Origin of the sequence: Streptomyces sp. CA-181903, assembly GCF_050937075.1 — a bacterium.
In the GTDB taxonomy this organism is placed as follows: domain Bacteria; phylum Actinomycetota; class Actinomycetes; order Streptomycetales; family Streptomycetaceae; genus Streptomyces.
Window position 1 is genome coordinate 493,981 of the sequence record NZ_JBNJLY010000001.1, and the last position, 22,500, is coordinate 516,480.

Consider the following 22,500-nt stretch of genomic DNA (forward strand, 5'->3'; position numbering starts at 1 on the left):
CTGACGGAACGCCCCCTCGGGGAGGCGACCGCGGGTCCCCGGCCGAGGAGTTCACCCGTCGAGTGGCTGACGACCACCGACCACAAGCGGATCGGGACGCTCTACCTCGTCTCCGCCTTCGTCTTCTTCATCATCGGCGGGGTGCTGGCACTGCTGATGCGCGCGGAACTGGCCCGCCCCGGTTCGCAGATCATGTCGAACGAGCAGTTCAACCAGGCGTTCACGATGCACGGCTCGATCATGCTGCTGCTGTTCGCGATGCCGCTGTTCACCGGCTTCGCGAACTGGATCATGCCGCTGCAGATCGGCGCGCCCGACGTGGCGTTCCCGCGTCTGAACATGCTGTCGTACTGGCTGTTCCTCTTCGGTTCGCTGATGGCCGCCGCCGGCTTCCTCACCCCGCAGGGGGCCGCCGACTTCGGCTGGTTCGCCTACACGCCGCTGTCCGACGCACAGCACTCCCCCACCCTCGGCGCCGACCTGTGGATCATGGGTGTGGCGCTGTCCGGCTTCGGCAGCATCCTGGGTGCCGTCAACTTCATCACCACCATCATCTGCATGCGCGCCCCGGGCATGACGATGTTCCGGATGCCGATCTTCACCTGGAACGTCCTGCTCACGGCCCTGCTCATCCTGCTGGTGTTCCCGGTGCTGGCCGCCGCGCTGTTCGCGCTGGAGATGGACCGCAAGTTCGGCTCGCACATCTTCGACGCGGCCAACGGCGGGGCACTGCTGTGGCAGCACCTCTTCTGGTTCTTCGGGCACCCCGAGGTATACGTCCTGGCGCTGCCGTTCTTCGGCATCGTCTCCGAGGTCATCCCGGTCTTCTCCCGCAAGCCGATGTTCGGTTACTGGGGTCTGATCGCGGCGACGATCTCCATCGCCGGCCTCTCGGTGACGGTGTGGGCGCACCACATGTACGTCACGGGCGGTGTGCTGCTGCCGTTCTTCTCCTTCATGACCTTCCTGATCGCGGTCCCGACCGGGGTGAAGTTCTTCAACTGGATCGGCACCATGTGGAAGGGCTCGCTGTCCTTCGAGACGCCGATGCTGTGGGCCACCGGCTTCCTGATGACCTTCGTCTTCGGCGGTCTGACGGGTGTGCTGCTGGCCGCGCCGCCGCTCGACTTCCACGTCTCGGACTCGTACTTCGTCGTCGCGCACTTCCACTACACGCTCTTCGGCACGGTCGTCTACGCGATGTTCGCCGGATTCCACTTCTGGTGGCCGAAGTTCACGGGCAAGATGCTGGACGAGCGGCTGGGCAAGGTCACCTTCTGGACGCTCACGGTGGGCTTCCATCTGACGTTCCTGGTCCAGCACTGGCTGGGCGCGGAGGGCATGCCCCGCCGGTACGCCGACTACCTGGCGGCGGACGGCTGGACGGCGCTCAACACGCTGTCCACCATCGGTTCGTTCCTCCTCGGGCTGTCGTTCCTGCCGTTCTTCTACAACATCTGGAAGACCGCCAAGTACGGCGAGAAGGTCGAGGTCGACGACCCGTGGGGCTGGGGCCGCTCGCTGGAGTGGGCGACCTCCTGCCCGCCGCCGCGGCACAACTTCTCGTCCCTGCCGAAGATCCGTTCCGAGTCCCCGGCGCTCGACCTGCACCGTCCGGGCCTGGAGTCGGGTGACGCGCGGACGGCGGCGGAACGCGAGCCGGCGGTGACGTCGGCGGGCTGACGGCGGGCTGACGGTCGCGCGGAACGACCGGGGTCCGGGGACGCGTACACAGCGTCCCCGGACCCTTCCGCGTCGCGGACGCAACCACTCCCTCACCCTTTCGTGTGAGTTAGCCCGGAGAGCGACCGTCATCGTCAACGGTCCACCCACTCATGGCGCATTGGGGCACTTCACGTCGCTTGCCCGCTTTCGGGCGCCGCCGTGTCCTTCCCCCATTTGGCGCAGTTGGTCACGGGACCGCCGGAAACGGCACCCGAACGAGTGGAGGGAGCACCAATCGTGACGACCGACCACGAACTCAAACGGACGGCGCACCCACCCGGCCCACCGCAGACGACCGAGGCGGCCGGGGCATCCGAGCCGGCCCGCCCACCCCTGCCCGAACCGAAGGAAGTGCGATGCCGCGACGCCGGGCTACGGGACGCGTTCGAGAGCGCGTCCTTCTTCCGACTCTGCTCCCGCATCCCCGCCCTGCTCGCCCAGATCGCCCGCATGGCCTGGGCGGTCGACCGCCGGGACGTCCTGGTCCTGGTGGGCTGCCAGTTGCTCTCCGGCACGGCGGCGGCCGTCGGCCTCGCGGCGACCGCGCGGGCCATGACGCCCGTGCTCGGCGGCGGCCTGGTGCCCGACCGCATCCGCGAGGCCCTCCCGGCCCTGATCGTCGTGGCGGTGGCCGCGGCCGTCGCCCGCGTCGCGTACGGAGTGGCGTCCTGGGCCGTGAGCCGGCTCAAACCCCGGCTGATGACGGCCGCCGACGTCGCCCTCGTCGAGGCCGTCGTCTCGGTGGAACTGGCCGCGCTCAACCGCGCCGACTTCGCCGACGAGCACGAGGCGGCCGAGACCGGGGCGATCCGCTGCGACCGGATGCTCTACGACGCGCAGGCGTTTATGTCCGCCCTCATCCGGCTCGTCGCCGCCTGCGGGGTGCTGACCGTCCTGCACCCGCTGATGCTGCCGGTGCTGGTGCTGGCGGTGCTGCCGTCCGGGGCGGGCGCGGTCGCCGAGGCGAAGATCGAGCACCGCACCCACTACGCCAACGTGTCCCGCCGCAACGTCAAGGGGATGATGCGCTGGCACGTCACCACACCGCGGCTGGCGGACGAGGTGCGGGCCAACAGCATGCGCGAGTACCTGATGTTCTGGTACCGGACGGTCTCCCACCGCATCGACGCGCGCATCGTCGAGGCCGCCGGCCTGGGGCTGCGCGTCAACCTCCTCGCCGCGGTCGCCGGCGGCGCCTGCCTGACGCTGGCCTGGACGACGCTGGTGTGGCTCACGGTCACCGGCCGGGTGTCGTTCGCCGTCTCCGCCACGGCCGTCGTCGCCGTCCGCGCCGCCCTGGGCAACCTCACCAACGTCGTGCACTACTGCACCAGCCTCTTCCACTCCACCCTCTACCTCGGCGACTGGAAGCGGTTCGTCGACCGCACCCGGGCGCTCGCCCCGAACCGCGGCCGGGAAGCGGCCCCCGCCCACCCGGAGACGATCCGCTTCGAAAAGGTCACCTACTCCTACCCGAACAAGGCCCGGCCCGCCGTCGACGGCCTCGACCTGACGCTGCGCCGGGGCGAGCTCGTCGCGGTGGTCGGCGAGAACGGCTCCGGGAAGTCCACCCTGATGCGGCTGGTGACCGGGCTGTTCACCGCCGACAAGGGGACGGTGTCCTGGGACGGCGTCGACCTGGCGAACGCCGACCCGGACACGGTCTGGGCCCGCACCGGCCTCGTCCCCCAGTTCTTCGCCTACTGGCCGCTCACCGCCCGCGAGAACATCACCCTGGGCCAGCCCCTCACCTGGGACGACGACCGGGTCTGGGAGACCGTCGACCTGGTCGGACTGCGCCCGACCGTCGAGGAGTTCCCCGAAGGGCTCGACATGCTGCTCGCCCGAGAACTGTGGGGCGGCGTCAACCTCTCGGGCGGCCAGTGGCAGCGCATCGCCTGCGCCCGGGCCCTGTACCGCAGGCCCCCGGTGCTCATCCTGGACGAACCGACCAGCGAACTCGACGCCCGCGGCGAGCACATGATCTTCCAGGCGCTCAAGGACATGGCCAAGGACCGCATCACCATCGTCGTCACCCACCGCCTGGACAACACCCGTATCGCGGACCGGATCGTGGTGATGGAGCACGGCCGGATCACCGAGCAGGGGCCGTTCGACCGCCTGGTGACGGCCGGCGGCCTCTTCCAGGAGCTGTACGCGCTCTCGCAGGACCGCTGAGGGTCCGTGGACGACAGAAAGGCGCCCGGCCCCCGGACTGGGAAGTCCGGGGCCGGGCGCCTGCCGCGTCGCGTCGTACCGTCTCCGCTACCCGCGCCGCTCCGCGCGGCGGACGGCCACGCGCCGGCGCAGCAGCACCAGCGGTACGGCGCCGACGAAGGCCACGGCGGTGGGCGCCGTGGCGGCCGCCTTGTCGATGCCCTTCTGGTCGAAGGTGTCGGGCACCGGCAGGGTGGCCCAGCGGTCGATCGGCCAGGCCACGACGATCGCCCGGCCCACGACGTTGCCGACGGGCACGAAGCCGTTGCCCGGCTCCTTCTGGTGGAAGCGGGAGTCGGCGGAGTTCTGCCGGTGGTCGCCCATCACCCAGAGCCGGTCCTTGGGCACGGTGACCTTGAACTGGCCCCAGTCCTCCAGGCTGCACGGGGTGTTCCCCGGGAAGATGTACGGCTCCTGGAGCGGCTTGCCGTTGACCTTCAGCGGGCCGGTTCCCTTGCACTCCACGGTGTCGCCCGCGACCCCGACGACCCGCTTGATCAGATCCTTCTCGTTGGCCGACGGCATCAGCCCGACGAAGCTCAGCGCCTTCTGCACCATGTTGGGCTGCGGCGTCGGCTCGTCCCTCAGCCAGGTGCCGGGGTCGTGGAAGACGATGACCTCGCCGCGCTCGGGCTCCGACCCGAACCACGGGGTCAGCTTGTCGACCAGGACCCGGTCCCCCGGCTGGAGGGTGTTCTGCATGGAGTCCGAGGGGATGGAGAACGCCTGCACCAGGAACGTCTTGATCAGCAGCGCCAGCACCAGGGCGACCACGACGAGGAGGGGCAACTCCTTCCAGAACGGCCGCTGCTGTCCGGCCTTCTTCTTCGCCTTCCCCGTGTTTCCGGCCTGATCGGCCTTCTCGGTCCCGTCGGCCGCCCCCACGGGCTCCTCCTCCGGCCCGCCCTGCTCCGAACGCGCGCCCACCGCAACGTCCCCCACATCCACTCCTCACTTCGACCACCGCCCGTTCCGTGCGCGGCCCGGGCCCCGGCGTTCCCGTCGAGCGGGAGATTCCGGCGGGGTCAGCCTATGCGAAGCGGGAGTGCGGACGTTCGGGGCGGCGGCCTCGCGCGCCGTGACGGGCCGTCGGCGGCGCGGCACGTTCCTCCGTACGGGTCGCGGGCCCCGCCCGGCGCGCCGCCGCGCGCGAGGAGTCTGCGGGCCGCCGGGCGGTGGTGTCGTGGCCCGGGTCGCCTCGGTGACCGGGTCCTCGTCGACCGTGCCGTGGACGGAGGCGCCGGAGGAGTACACCGGCCTGCGCAGGTCCCGGCGCGGCGGCTGGGTGCGTGGCCATGACGTTTGTCATCCCGGAAGGGTGTCGCCGGACACTGACGGCCCGTCGGGGCCGGGCCGTAGCGTGCGGGGCATGGAGATCACGAAGAACGCCGCCGCCCGCACCCGCCGCACCGAGTGGAGCCTGTCGCTCCTGGGCGGCCTCAAGCACCAGGGCGACTTCACGGCCCGGGAGCGGACGGTGCACGTGGCCGCAGTGGGCGGCGCCAAGCTCGACCACACCGCCGCCGACCTGCCGGAGGGACCCACCCACCTGGTGAAGGCGGCCCTCGTCGGCGGCGCGGAACTCGCCTACCCCGAAGGCGCCTCGGCCGAGATCGACGCCTTCTCCGTCCTCGGCGGCGTCGACGTCACCGTCCCCGCCGGCACCACGGTCGAGGTCAGCGGCTTCTCCCTCCTCGGCGGCCGCAGCAAGAACGTGGCCGGCGAGCCCGACGGCGCGGTCGTCAAGGTCCGCTCCTACTCCCTGATCGGCGGCGTCAAGGTACGCCAAGCGTGATCCGGCGCCGCGGCGACGACAGGACGGCGTCTCCCGCCCGCGCCTCCAGGGATCTCGCGCCCGGGACGTGGAGCCGCGTCGTGCCACGGGACACCGCGTGCGGTGCCGCCCCGGAGCCGGTGGACGACGCCGTGACGGGCACGGCGACACCCCGGCGGACGTAGCGGCCCCCGCCGCACCATGAACGACAACCCTCAGCCGTTCAGCGGTGGAACCGGCGGGGCCTCACCGCACGATGCACGTGGTCCTGTTGAGCACGCCGATCGTGTCGCTCCCGCAGTTGTTGCCGCCGCCGTACGCCTGACGTGAGTCCAGGTTCGACAGCACTCCACCCGTCGGGCCGACGAGGGTCCGTTCTCCGTGGCCTCCTCGTCGGACGACGCACTGCCTTTCGTTGAGGATGCCCAGCCTGCTCGTGCCGCACAGGTTCGAGCCACCCGACGCGATCCTGCTGTTGATATTCGACAACAGGCCGCCGGGCAGGGTGTCGATCACGTCGGCGGTGGCGGATCCGGTGACCGTGGGTGACATCAGGAGGGCCGCGGCCATGCCGGCCGGCACCCAGAATCGCTTCGACGCGCGCATCCGTCTGCCTTGCCTTTCCACGGGGAGCGGGTCGTACCGCCCGGCTCCGGTCTGGGTGAGCCGTGGCCGCCGACCATCCGGCCACGCGGATGGGCTAACGCCGTCACACGATCACAGTTACGGCCGGCCCGGAAGGACCCGTGTCGCGTCGTACCGGCGGGGCGCGACGGCGGGCGGGGCGGCGTCCCTGAAGGGCTGTGCGCCCTTGGAGCGCTTTCTTCCGGCCTGGCGTACGGATCATCGGACGGTCATTCGGGACTCGGCGGTCTCCATCCCCCGGCCGTCCCCTCGTACGGGCTAAAGGGCGCGGTGATCGCCCCCACGCCGTCGGGACACCGGGCATGATGCGCCATTTGTGAGAACGTCATATCGGTTCAGCGGGTCCGCGGCGGCCCCCTGCACCACGCATCGGGCCGTGTTGGTGACCGGCTGTTCCACGGGGATCGGGCGCGCCGTCGCCTCGCGGCTGGCGCGCGGGGGCTACGCGGTCGTCGCCACCGCGCGGCGGGTGGAGGACCTTCGGGACCTGGTGGCCGACGGGGATCGGGGGGCCGGCGGTCTGAGCGTCGCGCGCCTCGATGTCACGGACGAGGTGTCGGTGCGCGAGTGCGTGGCCGAGGTCGAGGCGCGGCACGGTGCCGTCTGGGGCCTGGTGAACAACGCCGGGTACGCCCTGCCGGGTCCCCTGGAGGACATCCCGCTCGACGAGGCGCGGCACCAGTTCGAGGTCAATGTCCTCGGTCCGCTGCTCGTGGCACAGGCGGTGCTGCCCGGCATGCGTGCGGCCGGCGAGGGGCGCATCGTCAACGTCTCGTCCGTCGCCGGCCGTTTCTCGCTGCCCGGCGGCGGCTGCTACCACGCCAGCAAGCACGCGCTGACGTCCCTCAGCGCCACGCTCGGGCTGGAAACCCGTTCCTTCGGTGTGCGGGTCAGCACCATCGAACCGGCGGCGGTGCGCACCGCGTTCATCGAGACGGCGCTGAACGTCCTGTCCCGGGGCGGCCGGCGGCTGCCGGTCTACGACGCGTACCGGAAGCGGTTGGAGACCTTTTACGGCCGGGTGCGGAGCCGGCCGCGCCGGTACGGTGTCGGCTCCGCGCAGGCGGTGGCCCGCGCGGTGGAGCACGCCCTGACCTCGCGGGGTCCCCGGTCCCGGTACGTGGTGGGGCCGGCCGCGCGTCTCTCGCTGGGCCTGCACGGTCTGTTGCCCGGTCCGTGGTTCGACGCGCTGGCGTGCGCGGTCTTCCCCGTTCCCCGGCCGGAAGGGGAGTGAACCGTGCGGCAGTGGTGTGTGCTCGTCGCGTTGTGTCTGGCCTTGATGCTGCTGGGCGTCGACCAGACCGTCGTGAACGTGGCCTTGCCGGAGTTGCAGCGCGAGATGGGTCTCACGGCGGCCCAGTTGCAGTGGATCGTCGGGGCCTACACCCTCACGCTGGCCGCGGGGGTGCTGGCCGCGGGCAACTGGGGGGACCGCCGGGGGCGGCGCCGGGCGCTGGTCGCCGGGCTGTGGGTGTGCGTCGCGGCCTCCGTGCTCGGGGGCGTCGCGGGTGATGCCTCTCTGGTGGTGCTGGCGCGCGGGCTCATGGGTGCGGGCGCCGCGTTGATCATGCCGGCGACCCTTTCCATCCTCGTCCATGTGTTCACCTGCCCGGGGCGTCAGCGGCTCGCCGTGACGCTCTGGGCGACCGTCGCGGGCGTGGGCGTCCTGGTGGGCCCCTGGTAGGGGGCTGGCTGCTGGAGCGGTACTCGTGGCGGGCGTGTTTCTGGGGCAACGTCCCCCTGGCCCTGCTCGCTCTGGCCGGGGTCATGGCCGTCGTCCCCGCCTGCCGACAGGAGCGGGCGCCCGGCGCGGATCCGGTGGGACTCCTCCTGGCCTCCGGTGGGCTGGCGGCGGTCGTGTGGGCGTTCATCCAGGCTCCGTCGCACGGGTGGACCAGCGGCCTCGTGGTGGGTGTCGCGGCCGGTGGGGTGGTGCTGCTGGCCGCGATGGTGCGCTGGGAGAGCCGTGCGCGGTCGCCCATGCTTCCGCTGGACCTCTTCCGCGACCGGGGGTACGCGGTGGCGGTGGGGACGCTCTCCCTGCTGTTCTTCACGCTGGTCGGTGCCACCTTCGTCCTCACCTTCCACCTTCAGGGCCTGTTGCGGCTCTCCCCGTTCGAGGCGGGGACCACGATGGTGCTCGGCGGTCTGGGGGTGGCCTGCGGGGGCGTCCTCGCGGCCGTGGCCGCCCGGTGGGTGGCCGCCCGGCACCTGATCGTCGCCGGCCTGGTGTTGTGCGGTGGCTCCTTCCTCGTGCTGGCCGGGGTGTCGGCGGCGGCCGAGGATGCCCGGCTCCGCGTGTTCCTGTGGCTGGTGGGCCTGGGCACCGGCCTGGCCGGAGGCCCGGCCACCGGCCTGATCATGGGCGCGGTACCGCCCGGTACGGCAGGTGTGGGTGCCGCCGTCAACGACGCGGTGCGCAGTGTGGGCAGTACCTCCGGGGTGGCGGCGATGGGTTCGGTGTTCAACACCGTGTACTCCTCGGCCATGCGGAACGGTGCGCCGGCGGCGGGCGGGCCGGGAGCACGGGATCATCTGCTGTCCGCCCTGACGAGGGTGCGGCGCCTGGTGGCCGAGGCCGCGCTGGCCGGCGGGCCCCGCACTCCGGCCGGTGCCCGGCGGCTGCGGGCCGCCGGTGTGCTGGCGCACGACGCGCAGGCGGCGTTCCTCTCCGCGCTGCACCACATCGCGTACCTGTCGGCGGCCTTGTGCCTCGCGGGGTCGTGTGCCGCGGCGTTCCTCCTGTGGGAGAGGGGAAGTGAGCGCGGGCGAGCGGCCCTGGCGCCGGTTCCCGCCGTGCCGGGGCCGGGGCGCCTCCGGTGAGCCGGACGGTCCTCGTCATCGTCAACCCCGCCGCCACCCGGGCGGGGCGGGTCGACGTGGACGCGGTGGTGAGGTCCCTGGCCGGTGCCGGCGGGACGGTGGACGTGGCGGTGACCGGTGGCCCGGCGCACGCGACGGAACTGGCCCGCGAGGCCCGCCGGCGCGGGGTCCGGCTCGTCGTCGCGGTCGGAGGCGACGGGACGGTGAACGAAGTGGCCAACGGCCTGCTGGCCGATGCCCCCGCCGACGGGCCCACCGGCAGACCTGCCGGCGGCGTCCCGGCCGGTGCCCCCGCCCACGGCCTCCCGGCCCACGGGCCCGCCGACGGCGTCCCGGTGCTGGGCATCCTCCCCGCCGGCGCCATGAACGTCGTCGGCCGTTCCCTCGGTGTGAGCACCAGCCCGCCGGGCGCCGTGCGGCAGTTGGCCGCGGCCGTGCGCACCGGCCGGCGCACGCTCGTCAACGTCGGCAGGGTCAACGCACGGTTCTTCCTCTTCGCGTCCGGCGCCGGCTTCGGCGCCGAACTGATGTCCCGGATGGCGGCCGCCCGGCGCCGGAGCGGCAGGACGTCGGTGATCCGCGCCCTCGCCGAGGGCGTGCGGGTCTTCCCCCGCGGAGCGTGCCCGCGCCGGCAGGCGTTGCGGATCACGGGGGGCGGGAGCGAACGACAAGCCCTCGCCCTGCTGGTGGCGAACGCCTCCCCTACGCCTACCTGGGCGGTCGGCCCTCAACCCGTGCCCGGCCGCCGCCTGGGACAAGGACTTGGAGGCGCTGGCGTTCACCGGTTCGTCCCTCCCGCACTGCGCCTTCCTGCTGGCCCGCATGCTCGCGGCACCCCGGCGCGAGCACGCGGGACGGCCGGTGGCGCGGTTCTCCGGCGTCACGAGCCTGTCGGTCACCTCGCAGTCCCCCATCGCGCTGCACGTGGACGGCGAACCGCTGCCCCCTGCCGCGCGCTGTCGTTCCACTCCGTGCGGCAGGCGCTGGCCATCGCCCTGTGAGCGGCCCCGACGGCACTCCCCACAGCCACAGCAGCACCCGTGAGAAAGAGCCACATGCCCCCGACCCGACCTTCGTACGCCCTCGACGGCTCTCCTGTGGCGGAAGTCCCCCACCAGGATCCCGCGCCCTCCGCCCGCCGGGGTCACGGCCGGCCGGACAGCGGACTTCCCGAGATCGTGCGCGCCGACGTGCGGCGCTTCAGCGCCGAGCTGCGCACCCACATCTCGGCGCTCTACCCCGACGCGGACTCCTTCGACGCCCGCGTCGTGCAGGAATTCCTGGGGCTTCCGGACGCCTCGTGCCTCCAGCCCGTGCTGCTCACCCAGATCGTCCCCCGGCTCCACGAGGCCCTGGTGCGGCCCGTGCGGCACCTCGTGGACGGCGGTGGGCGGCGGTGGCGCCCCTACCTGATGGCCAAGGTGATCGAGACGCTGGGCGGTGACAGCCGGCGCTTCGGGCCGATCCTAGCGGCCGGCGAACTCATGCACACCGGTTCCCTCATCGTCGACGACGTCGAGGACGGTGCCGGCCTCCGCCGGGGACGCGGGCGGCCCACCTGGTGTTCGGCGTGCCCGTCGCGCTCAACGCCGGCACCGCGGCGTACCTCGCCTTCCACCGCGCCCTGTGCGCCGTCGTGCCGGACGACGCGCCCTTGCGGTCCGCCGTCCAGGACGTGTACCTGCGCGCGCTCCGTTCGGCCCACGCCGGGCAGGGCCTGGACATCGCCGGGCTGCGGACGGAGATGGACACGGCCGTCGCCACCGGCGACCCGCGGACCCTCCTGGACCAGGTGCGGCTGACGCACCGGCTCAAGTCGGGTGTCCCCGTGCGCGCCGCCTTCGAGGTCGCCGCCCTGCTCACCGGCGCGTCGGCCCGGGTGCGCGACGGGCTCGGGCGCTACGGAGAGGCCATCGGCGTCGCCTACCAGGTCACGGACGACGTCCTGGACCTCCGGGGTGTCGTCCACGAAGGCGCGCCCACGAAATCGGTCGCCGAGGACCTCCGCAACGGCAAGGTCACCATGCCGCTGGCGCACGCGGTCGCCCTGCTCCCCCGCGGGCGGATGCGCGCGCTGTGGCAGCGCGCCCGGGACGGCCGCTGGACACCGGAGTCACTGCGGGAGGACGTGGCCGAGCTGACGCGGTGCGGTGCCCTCCAGGCGTGCGTCGAGGAGGCCGGCCTCCTCCTCGACTCGGCCTGGCGGGAACTCCGGCCGGACCTGCCCCGCAACCGCGCCGCCCTGTTCGTCCGGGCCGTCGCCCGTCACACCGTGCACCGGGCGCGGGTCGCCTGACGACCCGGGGTCAGGGCTGCCGGCGCCACCGGGCGTCGACGTCGCTCGGCGCGGTGACGCCGAAGTCGGCGACCGTGTACTGGTGGTGGGTGCCCGGGTAACTGCGCAGGCTGGGCGGGTCGTCGTAGTACGAGTGGCGCAGCGGCCGTCGCAGGCGCAGCCCGCGCGCCCGCAGCCGCATCAGCGACTCCACCAGGGGACGGGTCAGTCGTGGCTCGGGGTAGGTGAAGGCCCTGCGCAGTGGCTCGTCCATCAGACTGACGACGCCCTTGCGGGCGAGGGGACGAACCGGTGGCGCCACCCAGGAACACGCGATGTCGAGTACGTAGTCCGCGACCTTGCGGCCCGTCGCCGACGGCGCGAACCAGGTCCGCTCGTACTCCCGGTTGAAGCGTTCCAGTCCGGCGTAGTCGTCCGGCAGGTCCTTGACGTTCATGCGCGCGCCGACGGCCCGGTAGAAGCAGAACGCGGCGGTCTTCTCCTGTTCGAGCAGCGGGCGCCATCCGTAGCGGGCGATCCACCGGACCGGCTCGCAGACGAGTGCCGACAGGGTGTAGAGCATGTGCTCGTTGCGGATGGCGTACCAGTGGTGGGCCCGGTTCATGGTGCGCAGGGCGACCTTGCCTTCCGGGGAGTCGTAGCCGTACTTGGCGAGGGCCGCCAGGAGGGCGAGGGTGTCGTCGTAACGGCGCTGGCCGGCGCGGGCGAACTGTCCGGTGGCGTCGATGAGTTCCGAGATCTCGGGCACGGCGAACATGCGGATCAAGGCCAGTTCCAGGGACCGCTGGTAGTCCCAGGGGAACTCCAGGCCCGTACTGAGCCGGTAGATCAGCAGGTGGTCGCGGGCGCCGTCGAGCGAGGCGATGTGGCGGGCACGGTCGTAGCGGGCGCACCGGGAGAGGCGGCTGGGCCGGGAGTCATACTGCCGCATGATCGGACCATGGGCCGTCGCCGGGGAAGGGGCGGGTCACCCGTGCGACGTACACGGCAGGGTGCCACATCCGGCCGTCCACCGGTTCGGGTGGTCTTCCGGCGGGGCAGCGCATCCTTCCCGCCGCCGGTCCGTTGATGTGATGATCCGCGCCCGGCGTCGTGCCGGGCGCGGCGGCCCAGGGTGGAAGCGGCGAGGGGACCGTCATGACCGCGCACACGACGATCCACGCACCCTTCACCGGGCAGGCCCTGGGCCGGGTGCCGCACTGCACGCCGGCCGATGTGGAGCGTACGTTCGGCGAGGCCCGCCGCGCCCAGCGGCTCTGGGCACGGCGGCCGGTGCGGGAGCGGGCCGCCGTGCTGCACCGGGTGCACGAACTCGTCCTGCGGCTCCACGAGGAGGCGCTGGACCTGATCCAGCTGGAGTCCGGCAAGGCGCGCAAGGACGCCTTCGAGGAAGTCCTCGACGTCGCCCTGACCGCCCGCTACTACGGCCGGCACGCACGTGCCCTGCTGCGGCCCAGGCGTCGGCGCGGCGCTCTGCCGGGCTTCACCCACACTGTGGAACACCGCCACCCACGAGGTGTCGTCGGTGTCATCGCCCCGTGGAACTACCCGCTCACGTTCGCGCTCTGCGACGCCCTGCCCGCGCTCGTGGCCGGCAACGCCGTGGTCTGCAAGCCCGATCTCCAGGGGACCTTCACGGCGGTGTGGGCCCGCGACCTGCTGGAGCGGGCGGGACTGCCACCGGGGCTCTTCCGGCTCGTGACCGGCCCCGGCGACGACGCCGGCCCCCTGGTCGTCGCCCACAGCGACTACGTGTGCTTCACCGGTTCCCCGGCCACGGGCAGGAGCGTCGCCGCCTCGGCCGGCCGGCGCCTGGTGGGCTGCACGCTGGAACTGGGCGGGAAGAACGCCCTCATCGTGCTCCAGGACGCGGACGTGCCCAGGGCCGCCGACGGGGCGGTGCGCGCCTGCTTCGCCAACGCGGGCCAACTGTGCATGTCGGCCGAACGCGTACTCGTCCACGAAAGCCTCTACCCGGCGTTCCTGGCGGCGTTCACGGCGAGGACACGCGCACTGCGGATGGGAGCGGCTCTCGACTACAGCACCGACATGGGTTCGCTCGTGTCCCCCGCCCACCTGCGCACCGTGGACGCCCACGTCCGGGACGCCCTGGGCAAGGGCGCCCGCCTGGTCACCGGCGGACGTCCGCGCCCGGACCTGGGACCGTGCTTCTACGAACCCACGATCCTGACCGGCGTCACCGAGGACATGACCGTCGACGGCCGGGAAGTGTTCGGACCGGTCGCGAGCGTCCACCCCGTCCGGGACGAGGACGACGCGGTGCGCCGGGCCAACGCCGGCCCCTACGGCCTCAACGCCAGCATCTGGACACGCGACGCGGCACGCGGCCGTCGCCTCGCGCGGCGCGTCCGGGCCGGGACGGTCAACATCAACGAACCCTACGCGGCCGCCTATTCGTCCGTGGACGCGCCCATGGGCGGCATGGGCGACTCCGGACTCGGCCGCCGCCACGGCCGCGAGGGACTGCTCGCCTACACCGAAGCGCAGACCATCGCCACCCAGCGCCTGCTGCCCCTGCGGGCACCCGCGCACGTGCCCCAGCACCTCTACGCCGAAGCCGCCTGCCGCCTCCTCCTGGCCGCGGCGCGACCCGGGAGACGGGCTCCGCGCGAACCCGTCCGGAGGCGGCGGCCTCCGTGGCCCCGGCTCGGGGCCGATGCCGGGACGGGCCCCCGTGAGAGGCCGGGCACCGGTCACGTCTCGGTCCCGCCCCCGTTCCGCGTCAGCCCGGGGACGCGAGCCTGTGGGCCGACACGAGGTGACGGTCCATCAACCGGCGGGCTGATGCGGCCTGTCCGTCCTCGTGACAGCATTCCGCCGCATGGACACCACGCCGATCGCACGCCGCACCGGGCCGTCCCGCCGCCGCATACTGGGCGCCGCCCTCGCCCTGGGCGCCGTCGCGCCGCTGGGCCTTGCCCGCACCGCCTCGGCCGCTTCCGCCTCCGTCTCCGCCGGCGCTGTTCCCTCCGACGGCACCGGCTCCTCCGCGCGACTCACCCTGCCCGCTCCCACCGGCCCCTTCCCGGTGGGCATGGTGCCGCTGCACCTGCGCGACGAGTCGAGGCTCGACCCGAACGCCAGGCCCGGACGATTCCGCGAGCTGATGGCCACCGTCTGGTACCCGGCCCGGGCGGCGGACGCCGATGCGTACCCGCTCGCCCCCTGGATGACCGAAGGCGCCCTGAAAGCCTTCCTCGACGACGTCGGCTTCCCGATCCCTCCCGCACTCGCTCCGCTCACCGCCGGCCACCAGAGCGCCCCCGTCCACCGGACCGGCCGGCCGCTGCCCGTCGTCCTCTACTCGCACGGCGCGGGAAGCCACCGCGCCGACCACACCATTGTGGTCCAGGAGTTGGCCGCCCACGGCTTCGCCGTCGTCACCGTCGACCACACCCACGACGGCATCACCGAGTTCCCGGACGGGACCGTCGTCACCCGGGACGCCGTCGCCCCGGGTCTGTACCCGAGGGACTACGCCGCCGATCTCCTCTTCGTGCTCGAACGCGTCGTCGACCTCGCCAACGGACGCAACCCCGACGTCGACGGCCGTGCCCTGCCGGCCGGCCTGCTCGGCGGCCTGGACGCGCGGAACGTCGGCGTCTCCGGCTGGTCCAAGGGCGGCACCGCCGCCGCCCTCGCCACGGTCGCCGACCGGCGCATCCGCGCCGGCCTCGCCATGGACGGCCCGATGGAGTCGAACCCCGCCCTCACCAGCGACATCGAGCGGCCGTTCATGCTGATGACGGCCGACTACACGCGGGCCGCCAGCCCGTACGTCGAGACCTTCTGGGGCCACCTGCGCGGCCGGCGCCTCGACGTCCAGGCCATCGGCGCCGTGCACTCCTCGTACGGCGACAACATGACGCTGGTGCCCCAGGCGGGCAGGCTGCTGGGCATGACCGAGCAGCAGATACAGGCCCGGGTCGGCACCATCGACCCGGACCGCGGCGTCCTCATCCAACAGGCTTATCCGCGCGCCTTTTTCGACCTTCACCTGCGCAACCGCCGCTGCGGCCACCTGCTCGACGGGCCGTCGAAGGACTTCCCGGAGGTCGTGTACCACCCGTAGGCCCGGTAGGGCGGCAGGCCGCCACGGGGGTGGTACGCGCGCGGCGCCGCCCCACGGGGCGCGGCGGAACCGCCGGACGGGACGAGGCTCAGCCCCCGGCCGGCGTCGGGCAGGTCGGCAGCAGCCGTGCCGCCATGAGCAGCCCCATCACCGTCCCCGCCTCCGTCAGTTGCCCGCTCCCGGCCAAGCGGACCGCGTCGTCGAGCGGCAGCCAGCACACCCGCATGCCGGCCTCGGTCGGATCGCGCCGGAGGGTGCCCGGGCGCAGGGCGGTGCCCAGGTAGAGGTGGGTGACGGCCGACGTCCGGGACGGGAGCGGGTGGAAGCGGCCCAGCGGCCGGAGGACGCCGGGGCGCCGGCCCGTCTCCTCCTCGCACTCGCGCGCCGCCGCGGCCTCGGGGTCCTCCCCCGCGGCGACGGCCCCGCCCGGTACGTGCAGCAGCCGCCGGCCGAGCGGCGCGAAGGCGTCCTCGACCAGGGCGACCCACCCCTCGTCGTCGACGGGGACGACCCGGGCGCCGTCCGCGAGCGTGAGGCGTTCGTACGTCCCCCGGGTGCCGTCCGGCTGGACGACGCGGTCGCGGTGGAGCGTCAAGTGCCGCCCGCTGTAGAGAACTTCGCTGCCGAGCCGGTCCCAGCCTCGGCACCCGTGGTCGTCGGACATGGCTCGGTGTTCCTCCTGGACGGGTGGCGGCGTCATGGCGCCCTGAGAACGACGCCGCAGCCCGGCGGTTCCGGGGGCCGGGGACGGGAGTTGTGCGCGTTGACGCTCCGGGATACACCTGCTTCACCACAGGAAACGAACAGGAGAGCGACACATTACCCCCGACGAGCGCGTCCCCCCTCCCACCACCGGCGACGAGCGGGAGACGCTGCGGGCCCACCTCGACTACCAGCGCGCCACCCTGGCCCGGAAGTGCGAGGGGCTCACCGACGACGAGCTGCGCCGACGTTCGATGCCGCCGTCGACGCTGACCCTGCTCGGCCTCGTCCGCCACCTCGCCGAGGTGGAACGCACCTGGTTCCGCCGGGTGTTCGAGGACAACGCCCTGCCCCTCGTCTGGTCCGACCGCATGGACTTCCAGGCGGCGTACGACGCGTCCGCCTCGACCCGCGCCGCGGCCTTCGCCGCGTGGGACGCCGAGGTCGCCCACTCCCGCCGCGTCGAGGCCGCGGCCGCCTCACTCGACGCGACGGGCCTCCAGCCGCGCTGGGGGCAGCGGGTCTCCCTGCGCATGGCGATGGTCCACGTCCTCCTCGAATACGCCCGCCACAACGGCCACGCGGACCTCCTGCGCGAGGGCGTCGACGGGACGGTGGGGGCCTGAGACCGGGCCCCCTCCGGTTAGCCTGGCGGCATGGAAGCGATCTTGGTCAGCGTGTGTCTGCGGGGAGTGCCCTGCCGGTTCGACGGGCGGGACAAGGCGTCGCCGGAGGTCGGGGCGGCGGTGGCGGGGCGCGCGGTGGTCCCGTTCTGCCCGGAGGTCGCGGGCGGGCTCGCGACCCCGCGACGGCCCGCGGAACTGGTGGGCGGCGACGGGCACGACGTACTCGACGGGACGGCGCGCGTCGTCGAGGACACCGGGCGGGACGTCACGGCGGAGTTCCTGGCCGGGGCGCGGCGCGCGCTCGCGGCGGCGCGGCGGGGCGGGTGCGCGGAGGCGCTGTTGATGCCGCGCAGCCCGTCGTGCGGGCGGGGCGCGGTGTACGACGGCTCGTTCGGCGGGGAGCTGGTGCCGGGCGACGGGGTGACGGCGGCGCTGCTGGAGCGGAACGGGATCGCCGTGCGCCCCGCGCCGGGGGTGTGAGAGCCGCCCGCCGCCGTCCGCGCACGGGCTTGTTTACCGGCCCGGCGATCGGCAACGCGTGCCTCGACGGCACTTTCCGGCCATGAGGAGGCAGCACAGTGGCAGCGTCCGGCAATGTGAGCACCGAGCTGTGGGACGAGTTCCACACGGCGGTGAACATGACCTCGCGCGAGCTCCAGGACTGGCTGAGCGTCCAGGCGGCGGGCGAACGGGCCGAGGAGGTCCCCGACCGCGCCGGGCCGCCCACCGGGCGGCAGGTCCTCGACATCCTGGCCAAGCGCCGCACCGACCTCACCGAGGACGACGCCCGCGTCATGCGGCGCGTCTGCGACGTCGTTCGCTCCCAGCGGAGCCCGGACCGGGAGCCGGAGGCCGGCGGGACGCAGTGGCGGCACGGCCTGATGAGCATCGGCCACGACCCGCTGAAGCCGTCCTGACCCCGCCCACGACGGCCACGGCGTGCGCCGCGCGCCGCGGCGATCGACACTGGAAACCGGGGAGCGGGCACCGCCCGCCCTCCCAGCCCCTGCAAGCGAAGCGAAGGGCATCGCCGACATGAGCGCCAAGGACAGGACGAAGGCCAAGGCCGACCAGACGAAGGGCCGCCTGAAGGAGACCCTGGGCCGGGTGACCGGCGACCGCCGGACCCAGAGCGAGGGCCACCTGCAGAAGGTCAAGGGCGAGCTCCACGACGCGGTCGCGAAGGCCCGGCACGCGGCGGAGCGGAAGCAGCACAAGGGCAGGTGATGGGCGGACGTCCGCGGGCCCCAAGGGCCTGCGGACGCCCGGCGCCCGGCCGGCCCGCGCTCAGTCCGCCACCCGCAGGAGCAGCTTGCCCGTGGTCGTACGCGTCTCGATCAGCCGGTGCGCCTCCGCCGCCTCGGTGAGGGGGAACTCCGCCGTGACGGGCAGGCTCACGGTCCCGTCGGCGACCGTGCGGAACGCCCGTGCCGCGATCTCGCGTACGGCCTCGGGCGCCGTGGCCACGAGCGTGAGGAGCGAGAAGCCCGCGACGGATACCGCGCCGGGGAACAGCTCCGTCTGCCCCAGCCGCCAGGGTTCCGCCGCGCTCGCGTTGCCGTAGGAGACGAGGCGGCCGAAGGGCGCCAGCGCTTCCAGGCTCTGCCGGAACGTCTCGCCGCCGACCGGGTCCAGCGCGAGGTCCACGCCCCGGCCGCCGGTGGCGGCGCGCACCTTGTCCGCGAACTCTCCGACGAGGACCTCGTCGTACCCGTGCGCGAGCGCGTACTCGGCCTTCGCCGCCCCGGACACCACCCCGAACACCCGCCCCGCGCCGGCGGCCTCGGCCAACTGGCCCAGCACCGTTCCGACACCGCCCGCGGCCCCCTGCACGAGCACGGTCTCGCCCGCGCGCAGGCGGCCCACCTCGTGGAGGAGGGCGTGCGCGGTCGGCAGGACGGTCGGCAAGGTGGCGGCGGTGCGCAGGTCGATGCTGTCCGGCAGGGCGAAGACGGTCGCGGCGTCGACGGCGACGGCCTCCGCGTAGCCGCCGCCCGGGGTGAACGCGGCGACAGGCAGGCCGACCTCCAGCCCCGTCACGCCGTCACCGATCGCCCGGATCCACCCGGACACCTCCAGGCCCGGCACGAAGGGGAGCGACGGCACGCGGTACCCCTCACTCCGCGATTTGATGTCGGCGAAGTTCACCCCGGCGTACGCGACGTCGATGACGACCTGCCCCGGGCCCGGCCGGGGGGCCGGGGCCCGGGTCACCGTCAGGACCTCCGGACCGCCGAACTCCTCGAACCGGACAACACGCATGGCAGCCACCCCTCAACAAGTGTTCCACGGGAAACGAACACCCGGAGTGTACGGCCGCCATCGAACACTCCGCAATCGGCTTGGCCGCGGGGTGGGCCGACGGGCCGCCCCCGTCTTCGTCACGCCCCCGAACCGCTGACGGCGGCCACGCCTCATCCCCCTCCACCGCTCCCGCTTCCACCGCCCCCGCGCGGGAGCAACGGAAGGAACAGCACGTCCACGATCTCCTCCAAGTCGGCCTCGTCCGGCGTGCGGTGGGCCAGGAAGAGGTCGTGGACGGTCAGCGCCACCGGCAGCGTGACCAGCCGGTCGGGGAGCGGGACCGCCGGGTCGATCTCGCCGCGTCGGGCGGCGCGGTCGAGGACCGTGCGCATCCAGTCGCCACCCGGACCGCGGTTGCGGCCGGCCAGGTACGCGGCGAGGTCCGTGTTCCGCCCCTGTTCCGCGGCGAGGACCTGCCGGACGGGGGCCAGTTCCGCCATGCGCCGGACGACGAGGCGCAGCAGGGCGAGGACGTCGCCGCGCAGTGCGCCGGTGTCGGGCGGACCGTCCGGCAGGGGCGGGGCCCGGTGCCCCAGCGCGGCGAGGACGAGCTCCCGCTTCGTCGGCCACCGGCGGTAGAGGACCGGGCGGCTGGTGCCGGCGCGGGCGGCCACCGCCTCGTACGTCAACTCCTCGTAGCCGACGGCGGTGAGCTCGTCCCAGGCGGCCTCCAGCAGGGCCGCCTCCAGTTCGGCTCCCCGGCGGCGCCTGCGCGCGGCGGGTTCCGGCGACGTCTGCCTCATGGACTCTTTGGACACATGCTGTACCTTAACCGGACCCGTAAGATACACAGTGACTCTTATCGGAGAGTGCGGCATGCGCGGCAAAGGCATCCACTACGACACCGGCACGTTCCCGAACGGCGACAGCTCCCGCCCCGTCTTCGACCCCCGCGTCGTCGAGCGCGAGATGCGGGTCATCGCGGACGAACTCCATTGCACGGCCGTCCGCGTCACCGGCGGCGATCCGGACCGGATCGACATCGCCGCGCGGCACGCCGCCGCGGCCGGACTGGAGGTCTGGTACTCGCCGTTCCCCTGCGAGATGACGGACGAGGAGATGCTGCCGTTCCTCGTGGACTGCGCGGAGCGCGCCGAGCGGCTGCGGCGGGACGGTGCCGGCGTCCGGCTGATCACCGGCTGCGAGCTGAGCGTGTTCGCCCGCGGCTACCTGCCGGGCGACACCCTGAACGACCGCATACCCGTCCTGGCCGGACCCGGCCGGGAAGCCGCCCTCGCGGGCATGCCGGACAAGGTCAACGGCTTCCTCCACCAGGTCGTGGGGGCCGTCCGGCCGGTCTTCGGCGGCCCGCTCGGCTACGCGTCGAACCCTCTGGACGGCGTGGACTGGACGCCGTTCGACATCGTCGGCCTCAACCACTTCCGGAGCCTCCGCAACGCCGCCACCTACCGGGAGGAGCTCCGCGAGGGCCGCGCCCACGGCAAGCCGGTGGCGGTCCTGGAAGTGGGGTGCTGCACCTTCCGGGGGGCCGGCGACCTCGGCGGCGCCGGCTGGTACGTGGCCATGGAGCCGGACGGCGTCACCCTCAGGCCGCAGCTCGTGCGCGACGAGGAAGAGCAGGTCCGCTACCTCGACGAGCTCCTGCCCGTCTTCGAGGAGGAGGGCGTCGACACCCTGTTCTGGTTCAGTTTCGCCGGCTACTCCTTCCCCCACCGCCATGACCCGGCCACCGGCCAGGACCTCGACCTGGCCTCCTACGCCATCGTCAAGGTCCTCGCCGAGGACGGCGGTTTCCCCGCCGCCGGCCGCTCCCGTCCCGACCTGCCCTGGGAGCCGAAGGCGGCGTTCCACGCGCTCGCCGCGCGGTACAGGGCCATGGCCGAGCGGGAGGCGAGCGCCTCGCGCCGCGGGTGAGCGCGAGGCGCCGGTGGCCGGAGGGGTTCCGGGGAGCCGGAAGGGCCCCTGGGTCAGAAGGGCTTCGTGGGCAGGTACTTGCCGTCGAGCGTGATGACCGCGCGCTCCCCGCCCTCCGGGTCGGCCACCTTCCGCACGTCGAGCCGGAAGTTGATCGCGCTGATGATGCCGTCGCCGAACTGCTCGTGGATCAGGGCCTTGAGGGTCGTGCCGTAGACCTGGAGCATCTCGTGGAAGCGGTAGATGGTCGGGTCGGTCGGGACGCCGGTGCCGAGGGAGCCCCGGGTGGGGATGGTCCGGAGCAGCGTCACCGCGTCCTCGTCCAGCCCCAGCAGCTCGGCGACGGACCGTGCGGACTCCTCCGGCAGCGCGTGCTGGCCGAGGACGGCGGCGGTGACGAAGGCGACGGAGAGACCGGCCGCGTCGGCTATCTGCTGCCAGGTCAGATCGCGGCGGATCTTGGCCGCCACAGCGGTTTCGGCGAGCTGCAGACGGGCGGTGGGGTCGAGCTGGGCGTGCGGCATGGGTGGTCCCTTTCGTGGGGTGCCGGTCCGCGGGTGCGGGGGCATGGGTGGGGAGGGCTTGGGTGGGGGCGGGTTCCGTCGTGTGCGGGTTCCGCCGCGTACAGGTTCGGTCGTGCACGGGCTCCGTCCCGCATCTGCTTCACCGCGTACGGATCCGCCGGATCCGCGTCCGCGCGGGAAGCGGGGGCGCGCGGTCCGGACGCTCAGGCCGGCAGCGCGGCGGGTGAGGGGGCGGGGACGGCGACGGGGCCGTTCGCGGGCAGCTCGTCGATGGTGCCCGTCGCGATGTCGAAGACCCAGCCGCGCAGGGTGAGCGCGCCCCGGGACAGCGCCCCGGCGACGCACGGGTGGGTGGTCAGGTTCGCCAGCTGCGCGTGGACGTTGGCGCGCACCAGCGCGTCGACGGCCGGCGCCCGCACGGCCGACGCGTCCACGGCCTCCTCGGGCGCCCCGGTGGCGACGCGCGCCCGGGCGGCGTCCGCGTGGCGCAGCCAGTCCGCGACGGCCGGGGTGCCGCTCAGGTCACGGTCCTCCGCCAGCGCGGTCATCGCCCCGCAGTAGGAGTGTCCGCAGACGACGACCTCGGTCACGCCGAGCACGCCGACCGCGTACTCGATGCTCGCCGCCACGCCGTCCGCGCCGGGGGCGTACGCCGGGACGATGTTGCCCGCGGTCCGGACGACGAAGAGGTCACCCGGCTCGCCCTGGGTGATCAGCTCGGGTGGGACCCGGGCGTCGGAGCAGCCGATGAACAGGACTTCCGGCGCGTGCCGGCCGGCCAGCCGGGCGAAGAGGCGCGCCTTGGCCGGGAAGACGTCGCGTCGGAAACGGGCGACGCCCCGGGTGAGGTCGTGCATGATCGCTCCCTTCGATGGGGTCAGCCTCGGGGTGGGCTG

General features: G+C 73.3%; 19 protein-coding genes and 3 pseudogenes. 14 read left to right on the forward strand and 8 right to left on the reverse strand.

What is annotated here, in order from left to right:
* Positions 1 to 1,683 (forward strand): aa3-type cytochrome oxidase subunit I, encoded by a 1,683-nt coding sequence (gene ctaD, locus ACQEVS_RS02185; protein WP_433027195.1) that lies wholly within the window; start codon positions 1 to 3, stop codon positions 1,681 to 1,683.
* A gap of 279 nt (positions 1,684 to 1,962) precedes the next feature.
* Positions 1,963 to 3,903, forward strand: coding sequence for an ABC transporter ATP-binding protein (locus ACQEVS_RS02190; protein WP_433014342.1), 1,941 nt, complete (start codon positions 1,963 to 1,965; stop codon positions 3,901 to 3,903).
* 87 nt (positions 3,904 to 3,990) lie between these two features.
* On the opposite strand, the gene lepB is transcribed toward ACQEVS_RS02190, so the two are convergent.
* A complete protein-coding gene (lepB, locus tag ACQEVS_RS02195; RefSeq protein WP_433014345.1) occupies positions 3,991 to 4,884 on the reverse strand; it encodes a signal peptidase I in 894 nt (297 codons plus the stop codon).
* 427 nt (positions 4,885 to 5,311) lie between these two features.
* On the opposite strand from lepB, the gene ACQEVS_RS02200 reads away from it, so the two are divergent.
* A complete protein-coding gene (locus tag ACQEVS_RS02200; RefSeq protein ID WP_433014348.1) occupies positions 5,312 to 5,737 on the forward strand; it encodes a hypothetical protein in 426 nt (141 codons plus the stop codon).
* Between the two features lie 225 nt (positions 5,738 to 5,962).
* Here the strand turns inward: ACQEVS_RS02200 and ACQEVS_RS02205 are convergent, their stop codons facing one another.
* On the reverse strand, positions 5,963 to 6,322 hold the full coding sequence (locus ACQEVS_RS02205) for a hypothetical protein (RefSeq protein ID WP_433014351.1): 360 nt from the start codon (positions 6,320 to 6,322) through the stop codon (positions 5,963 to 5,965).
* A 421-nt stretch (positions 6,323 to 6,743) separates the two neighbouring features.
* On the opposite strand from ACQEVS_RS02205, the gene ACQEVS_RS02210 reads away from it, so the two are divergent.
* From ACQEVS_RS02210 to ACQEVS_RS02225, 4 genes and pseudogenes are all read left to right on the forward strand, one after another.
* Positions 6,744 to 7,595: an SDR family oxidoreductase gene (locus ACQEVS_RS02210; protein ID WP_433014354.1), complete on the forward strand. Its 852-nt coding sequence runs from the start codon at positions 6,744 to 6,746 to the stop codon at positions 7,593 to 7,595.
* 45 nt (positions 7,596 to 7,640) lie between these two features.
* Positions 7,641 to 9,184, forward strand: a pseudogene (locus ACQEVS_RS02215) (MFS transporter).
* The gene (locus ACQEVS_RS02220) at positions 9,181 to 10,185 is read left to right on the forward strand and encodes a diacylglycerol/lipid kinase family protein (protein ID WP_433014357.1); all 1,005 of its coding nucleotides are present in this window, start codon (positions 9,181 to 9,183) and stop codon (positions 10,183 to 10,185) included. Before ACQEVS_RS02215 ends, ACQEVS_RS02220 begins: the two are co-directional and overlap by 4 nt.
* A 54-nt stretch (positions 10,186 to 10,239) precedes the next feature.
* Positions 10,240 to 11,480 (forward strand): annotated as a pseudogene (locus ACQEVS_RS02225) (polyprenyl synthetase family protein).
* A gap of 10 nt (positions 11,481 to 11,490) precedes the next feature.
* Here the strand turns inward: ACQEVS_RS02225 and ACQEVS_RS02230 are convergent.
* Positions 11,491 to 12,411: an oxygenase MpaB family protein gene (locus ACQEVS_RS02230; protein WP_433014360.1), complete on the reverse strand. Its 921-nt coding sequence runs from the start codon at positions 12,409 to 12,411 to the stop codon at positions 11,491 to 11,493.
* 206 nt (positions 12,412 to 12,617) lie between these two features.
* On the opposite strand from ACQEVS_RS02230, the pseudogene ACQEVS_RS02235 reads away from it, so the two are divergent.
* Both ACQEVS_RS02235 and ACQEVS_RS02240 read left to right on the forward strand, forming a co-directional pair.
* A pseudogene (locus ACQEVS_RS02235) lies at positions 12,618 to 14,018 on the forward strand (succinic semialdehyde dehydrogenase); the annotation flags it as partial.
* A 304-nt stretch (positions 14,019 to 14,322) separates the two neighbouring features.
* Complete coding sequence (locus ACQEVS_RS02240; protein ID WP_433014363.1) at positions 14,323 to 15,573, forward strand: alpha/beta hydrolase family protein; 1,251 nt, start codon at positions 14,323 to 14,325, stop codon at positions 15,571 to 15,573.
* An 88-nt stretch (positions 15,574 to 15,661) separates the two neighbouring features.
* On the opposite strand, the gene ACQEVS_RS02245 is transcribed toward ACQEVS_RS02240, so the two are convergent.
* Positions 15,662 to 16,237 (reverse strand): NUDIX domain-containing protein, encoded by a 576-nt coding sequence (locus ACQEVS_RS02245; protein WP_433014366.1) that lies wholly within the window; start codon positions 16,235 to 16,237, stop codon positions 15,662 to 15,664.
* Between the two features lie 154 nt (positions 16,238 to 16,391).
* Between ACQEVS_RS02245 and ACQEVS_RS02250 the strand changes: the two genes are divergently transcribed.
* The 4 genes from ACQEVS_RS02250 (at position 16,392) to ACQEVS_RS02265 (ending at position 18,128) form a co-directional block, all read left to right on the forward strand.
* Entirely contained in the window at positions 16,392 to 16,901 is a 510-nt protein-coding gene (locus ACQEVS_RS02250) for a DinB family protein (protein WP_433027198.1), read from the forward strand.
* Between the two features lie 30 nt (positions 16,902 to 16,931).
* On the forward strand, positions 16,932 to 17,381 hold the full coding sequence (locus ACQEVS_RS02255; protein ID WP_433014369.1) for a DUF523 domain-containing protein: 450 nt from the start codon (positions 16,932 to 16,934) through the stop codon (positions 17,379 to 17,381).
* A gap of 98 nt (positions 17,382 to 17,479) precedes the next feature.
* Entirely contained in the window at positions 17,480 to 17,818 is a 339-nt protein-coding gene (locus tag ACQEVS_RS02260) for a DUF3140 domain-containing protein (protein ID WP_433014372.1), read from the forward strand.
* A 118-nt stretch (positions 17,819 to 17,936) separates the two neighbouring features.
* Positions 17,937 to 18,128 carry a CsbD family protein gene (locus ACQEVS_RS02265; RefSeq protein ID WP_433014375.1) on the forward strand — a complete coding sequence of 64 codons (192 nt, stop codon included), beginning with the start codon at positions 17,937 to 17,939 and terminating at the stop codon, positions 18,126 to 18,128.
* Between the two features lie 60 nt (positions 18,129 to 18,188).
* Here ACQEVS_RS02265 and ACQEVS_RS02270 read toward each other — a convergent pair whose 3' ends face one another.
* A complete protein-coding gene (locus ACQEVS_RS02270; protein WP_433014378.1) occupies positions 18,189 to 19,163 on the reverse strand; it encodes a quinone oxidoreductase family protein in 975 nt (324 codons plus the stop codon).
* A gap of 152 nt (positions 19,164 to 19,315) precedes the next feature.
* Positions 19,316 to 19,948, reverse strand: coding sequence for a TetR/AcrR family transcriptional regulator (locus ACQEVS_RS02275; RefSeq protein WP_433014381.1), 633 nt, complete (start codon positions 19,946 to 19,948; stop codon positions 19,316 to 19,318).
* A 73-nt stretch (positions 19,949 to 20,021) separates the two neighbouring features.
* On the opposite strand from ACQEVS_RS02275, the gene ACQEVS_RS02280 reads away from it, so the two are divergent.
* Positions 20,022 to 21,080 (forward strand): hypothetical protein, encoded by a 1,059-nt coding sequence (locus ACQEVS_RS02280; RefSeq protein ID WP_433014384.1) that lies wholly within the window; start codon positions 20,022 to 20,024, stop codon positions 21,078 to 21,080.
* A gap of 53 nt (positions 21,081 to 21,133) precedes the next feature.
* Here the strand turns inward: ACQEVS_RS02280 and cynS are convergent, their stop codons facing one another.
* Both cynS and ACQEVS_RS02290 read right to left on the reverse strand, forming a co-directional pair.
* Entirely contained in the window at positions 21,134 to 21,604 is a 471-nt protein-coding gene (gene cynS, locus ACQEVS_RS02285) for a cyanase (protein ID WP_433014387.1), read from the reverse strand.
* A gap of 203 nt (positions 21,605 to 21,807) precedes the next feature.
* A complete protein-coding gene (locus ACQEVS_RS02290) occupies positions 21,808 to 22,461 on the reverse strand; it encodes a carbonic anhydrase (RefSeq protein ID WP_433014390.1) in 654 nt (217 codons plus the stop codon).
* Between the last annotated feature and the right edge of the window lie 39 nt (positions 22,462 to 22,500).

Bases quoted from the DNA above. Each gene is read 5' to 3' on its own strand.
- ACQEVS_RS02290 (WP_433014390.1), bottom strand. From the start codon at position 22,461: ATGCACGACCTCACCCGGGGCGTCGCCCGTTTCCGACGCGACGTCTTC.
- ACQEVS_RS02240 (WP_433014363.1), top strand. From the start codon at position 14,323: ATGGACACCACGCCGATCGCACGCCGCACCGGGCCGTCCCGCCGCCGC.
- ACQEVS_RS02200 (WP_433014348.1), top strand. From the start codon at position 5,312: ATGGAGATCACGAAGAACGCCGCCGCCCGCACCCGCCGCACCGAGTGG.
- ACQEVS_RS02230 (WP_433014360.1), bottom strand. From the start codon at position 12,411: ATGCGGCAGTATGACTCCCGGCCCAGCCGCCTCTCCCGGTGCGCCCGC.
- ACQEVS_RS02265 (WP_433014375.1), top strand. From the start codon at position 17,937: ATGAGCGCCAAGGACAGGACGAAGGCCAAGGCCGACCAGACGAAGGGC.
- ACQEVS_RS02255 (WP_433014369.1), top strand. From the start codon at position 16,932: ATGGAAGCGATCTTGGTCAGCGTGTGTCTGCGGGGAGTGCCCTGCCGG.
- ACQEVS_RS02275 (WP_433014381.1), bottom strand. From the start codon at position 19,948: ATGAGGCAGACGTCGCCGGAACCCGCCGCGCGCAGGCGCCGCCGGGGA.
- ACQEVS_RS02270 (WP_433014378.1), bottom strand. From the start codon at position 19,163: ATGCGTGTTGTCCGGTTCGAGGAGTTCGGCGGTCCGGAGGTCCTGACG.
- cynS (WP_433014387.1), bottom strand. From the start codon at position 21,604: ATGCCGCACGCCCAGCTCGACCCCACCGCCCGTCTGCAGCTCGCCGAA.
- ACQEVS_RS02280 (WP_433014384.1), top strand. From the start codon at position 20,022: ATGCGCGGCAAAGGCATCCACTACGACACCGGCACGTTCCCGAACGGC.
- ACQEVS_RS02205 (WP_433014351.1), bottom strand. From the start codon at position 6,322: ATGCGCGCGTCGAAGCGATTCTGGGTGCCGGCCGGCATGGCCGCGGCC.
- ACQEVS_RS02245 (WP_433014366.1), bottom strand. From the start codon at position 16,237: ATGTCCGACGACCACGGGTGCCGAGGCTGGGACCGGCTCGGCAGCGAA.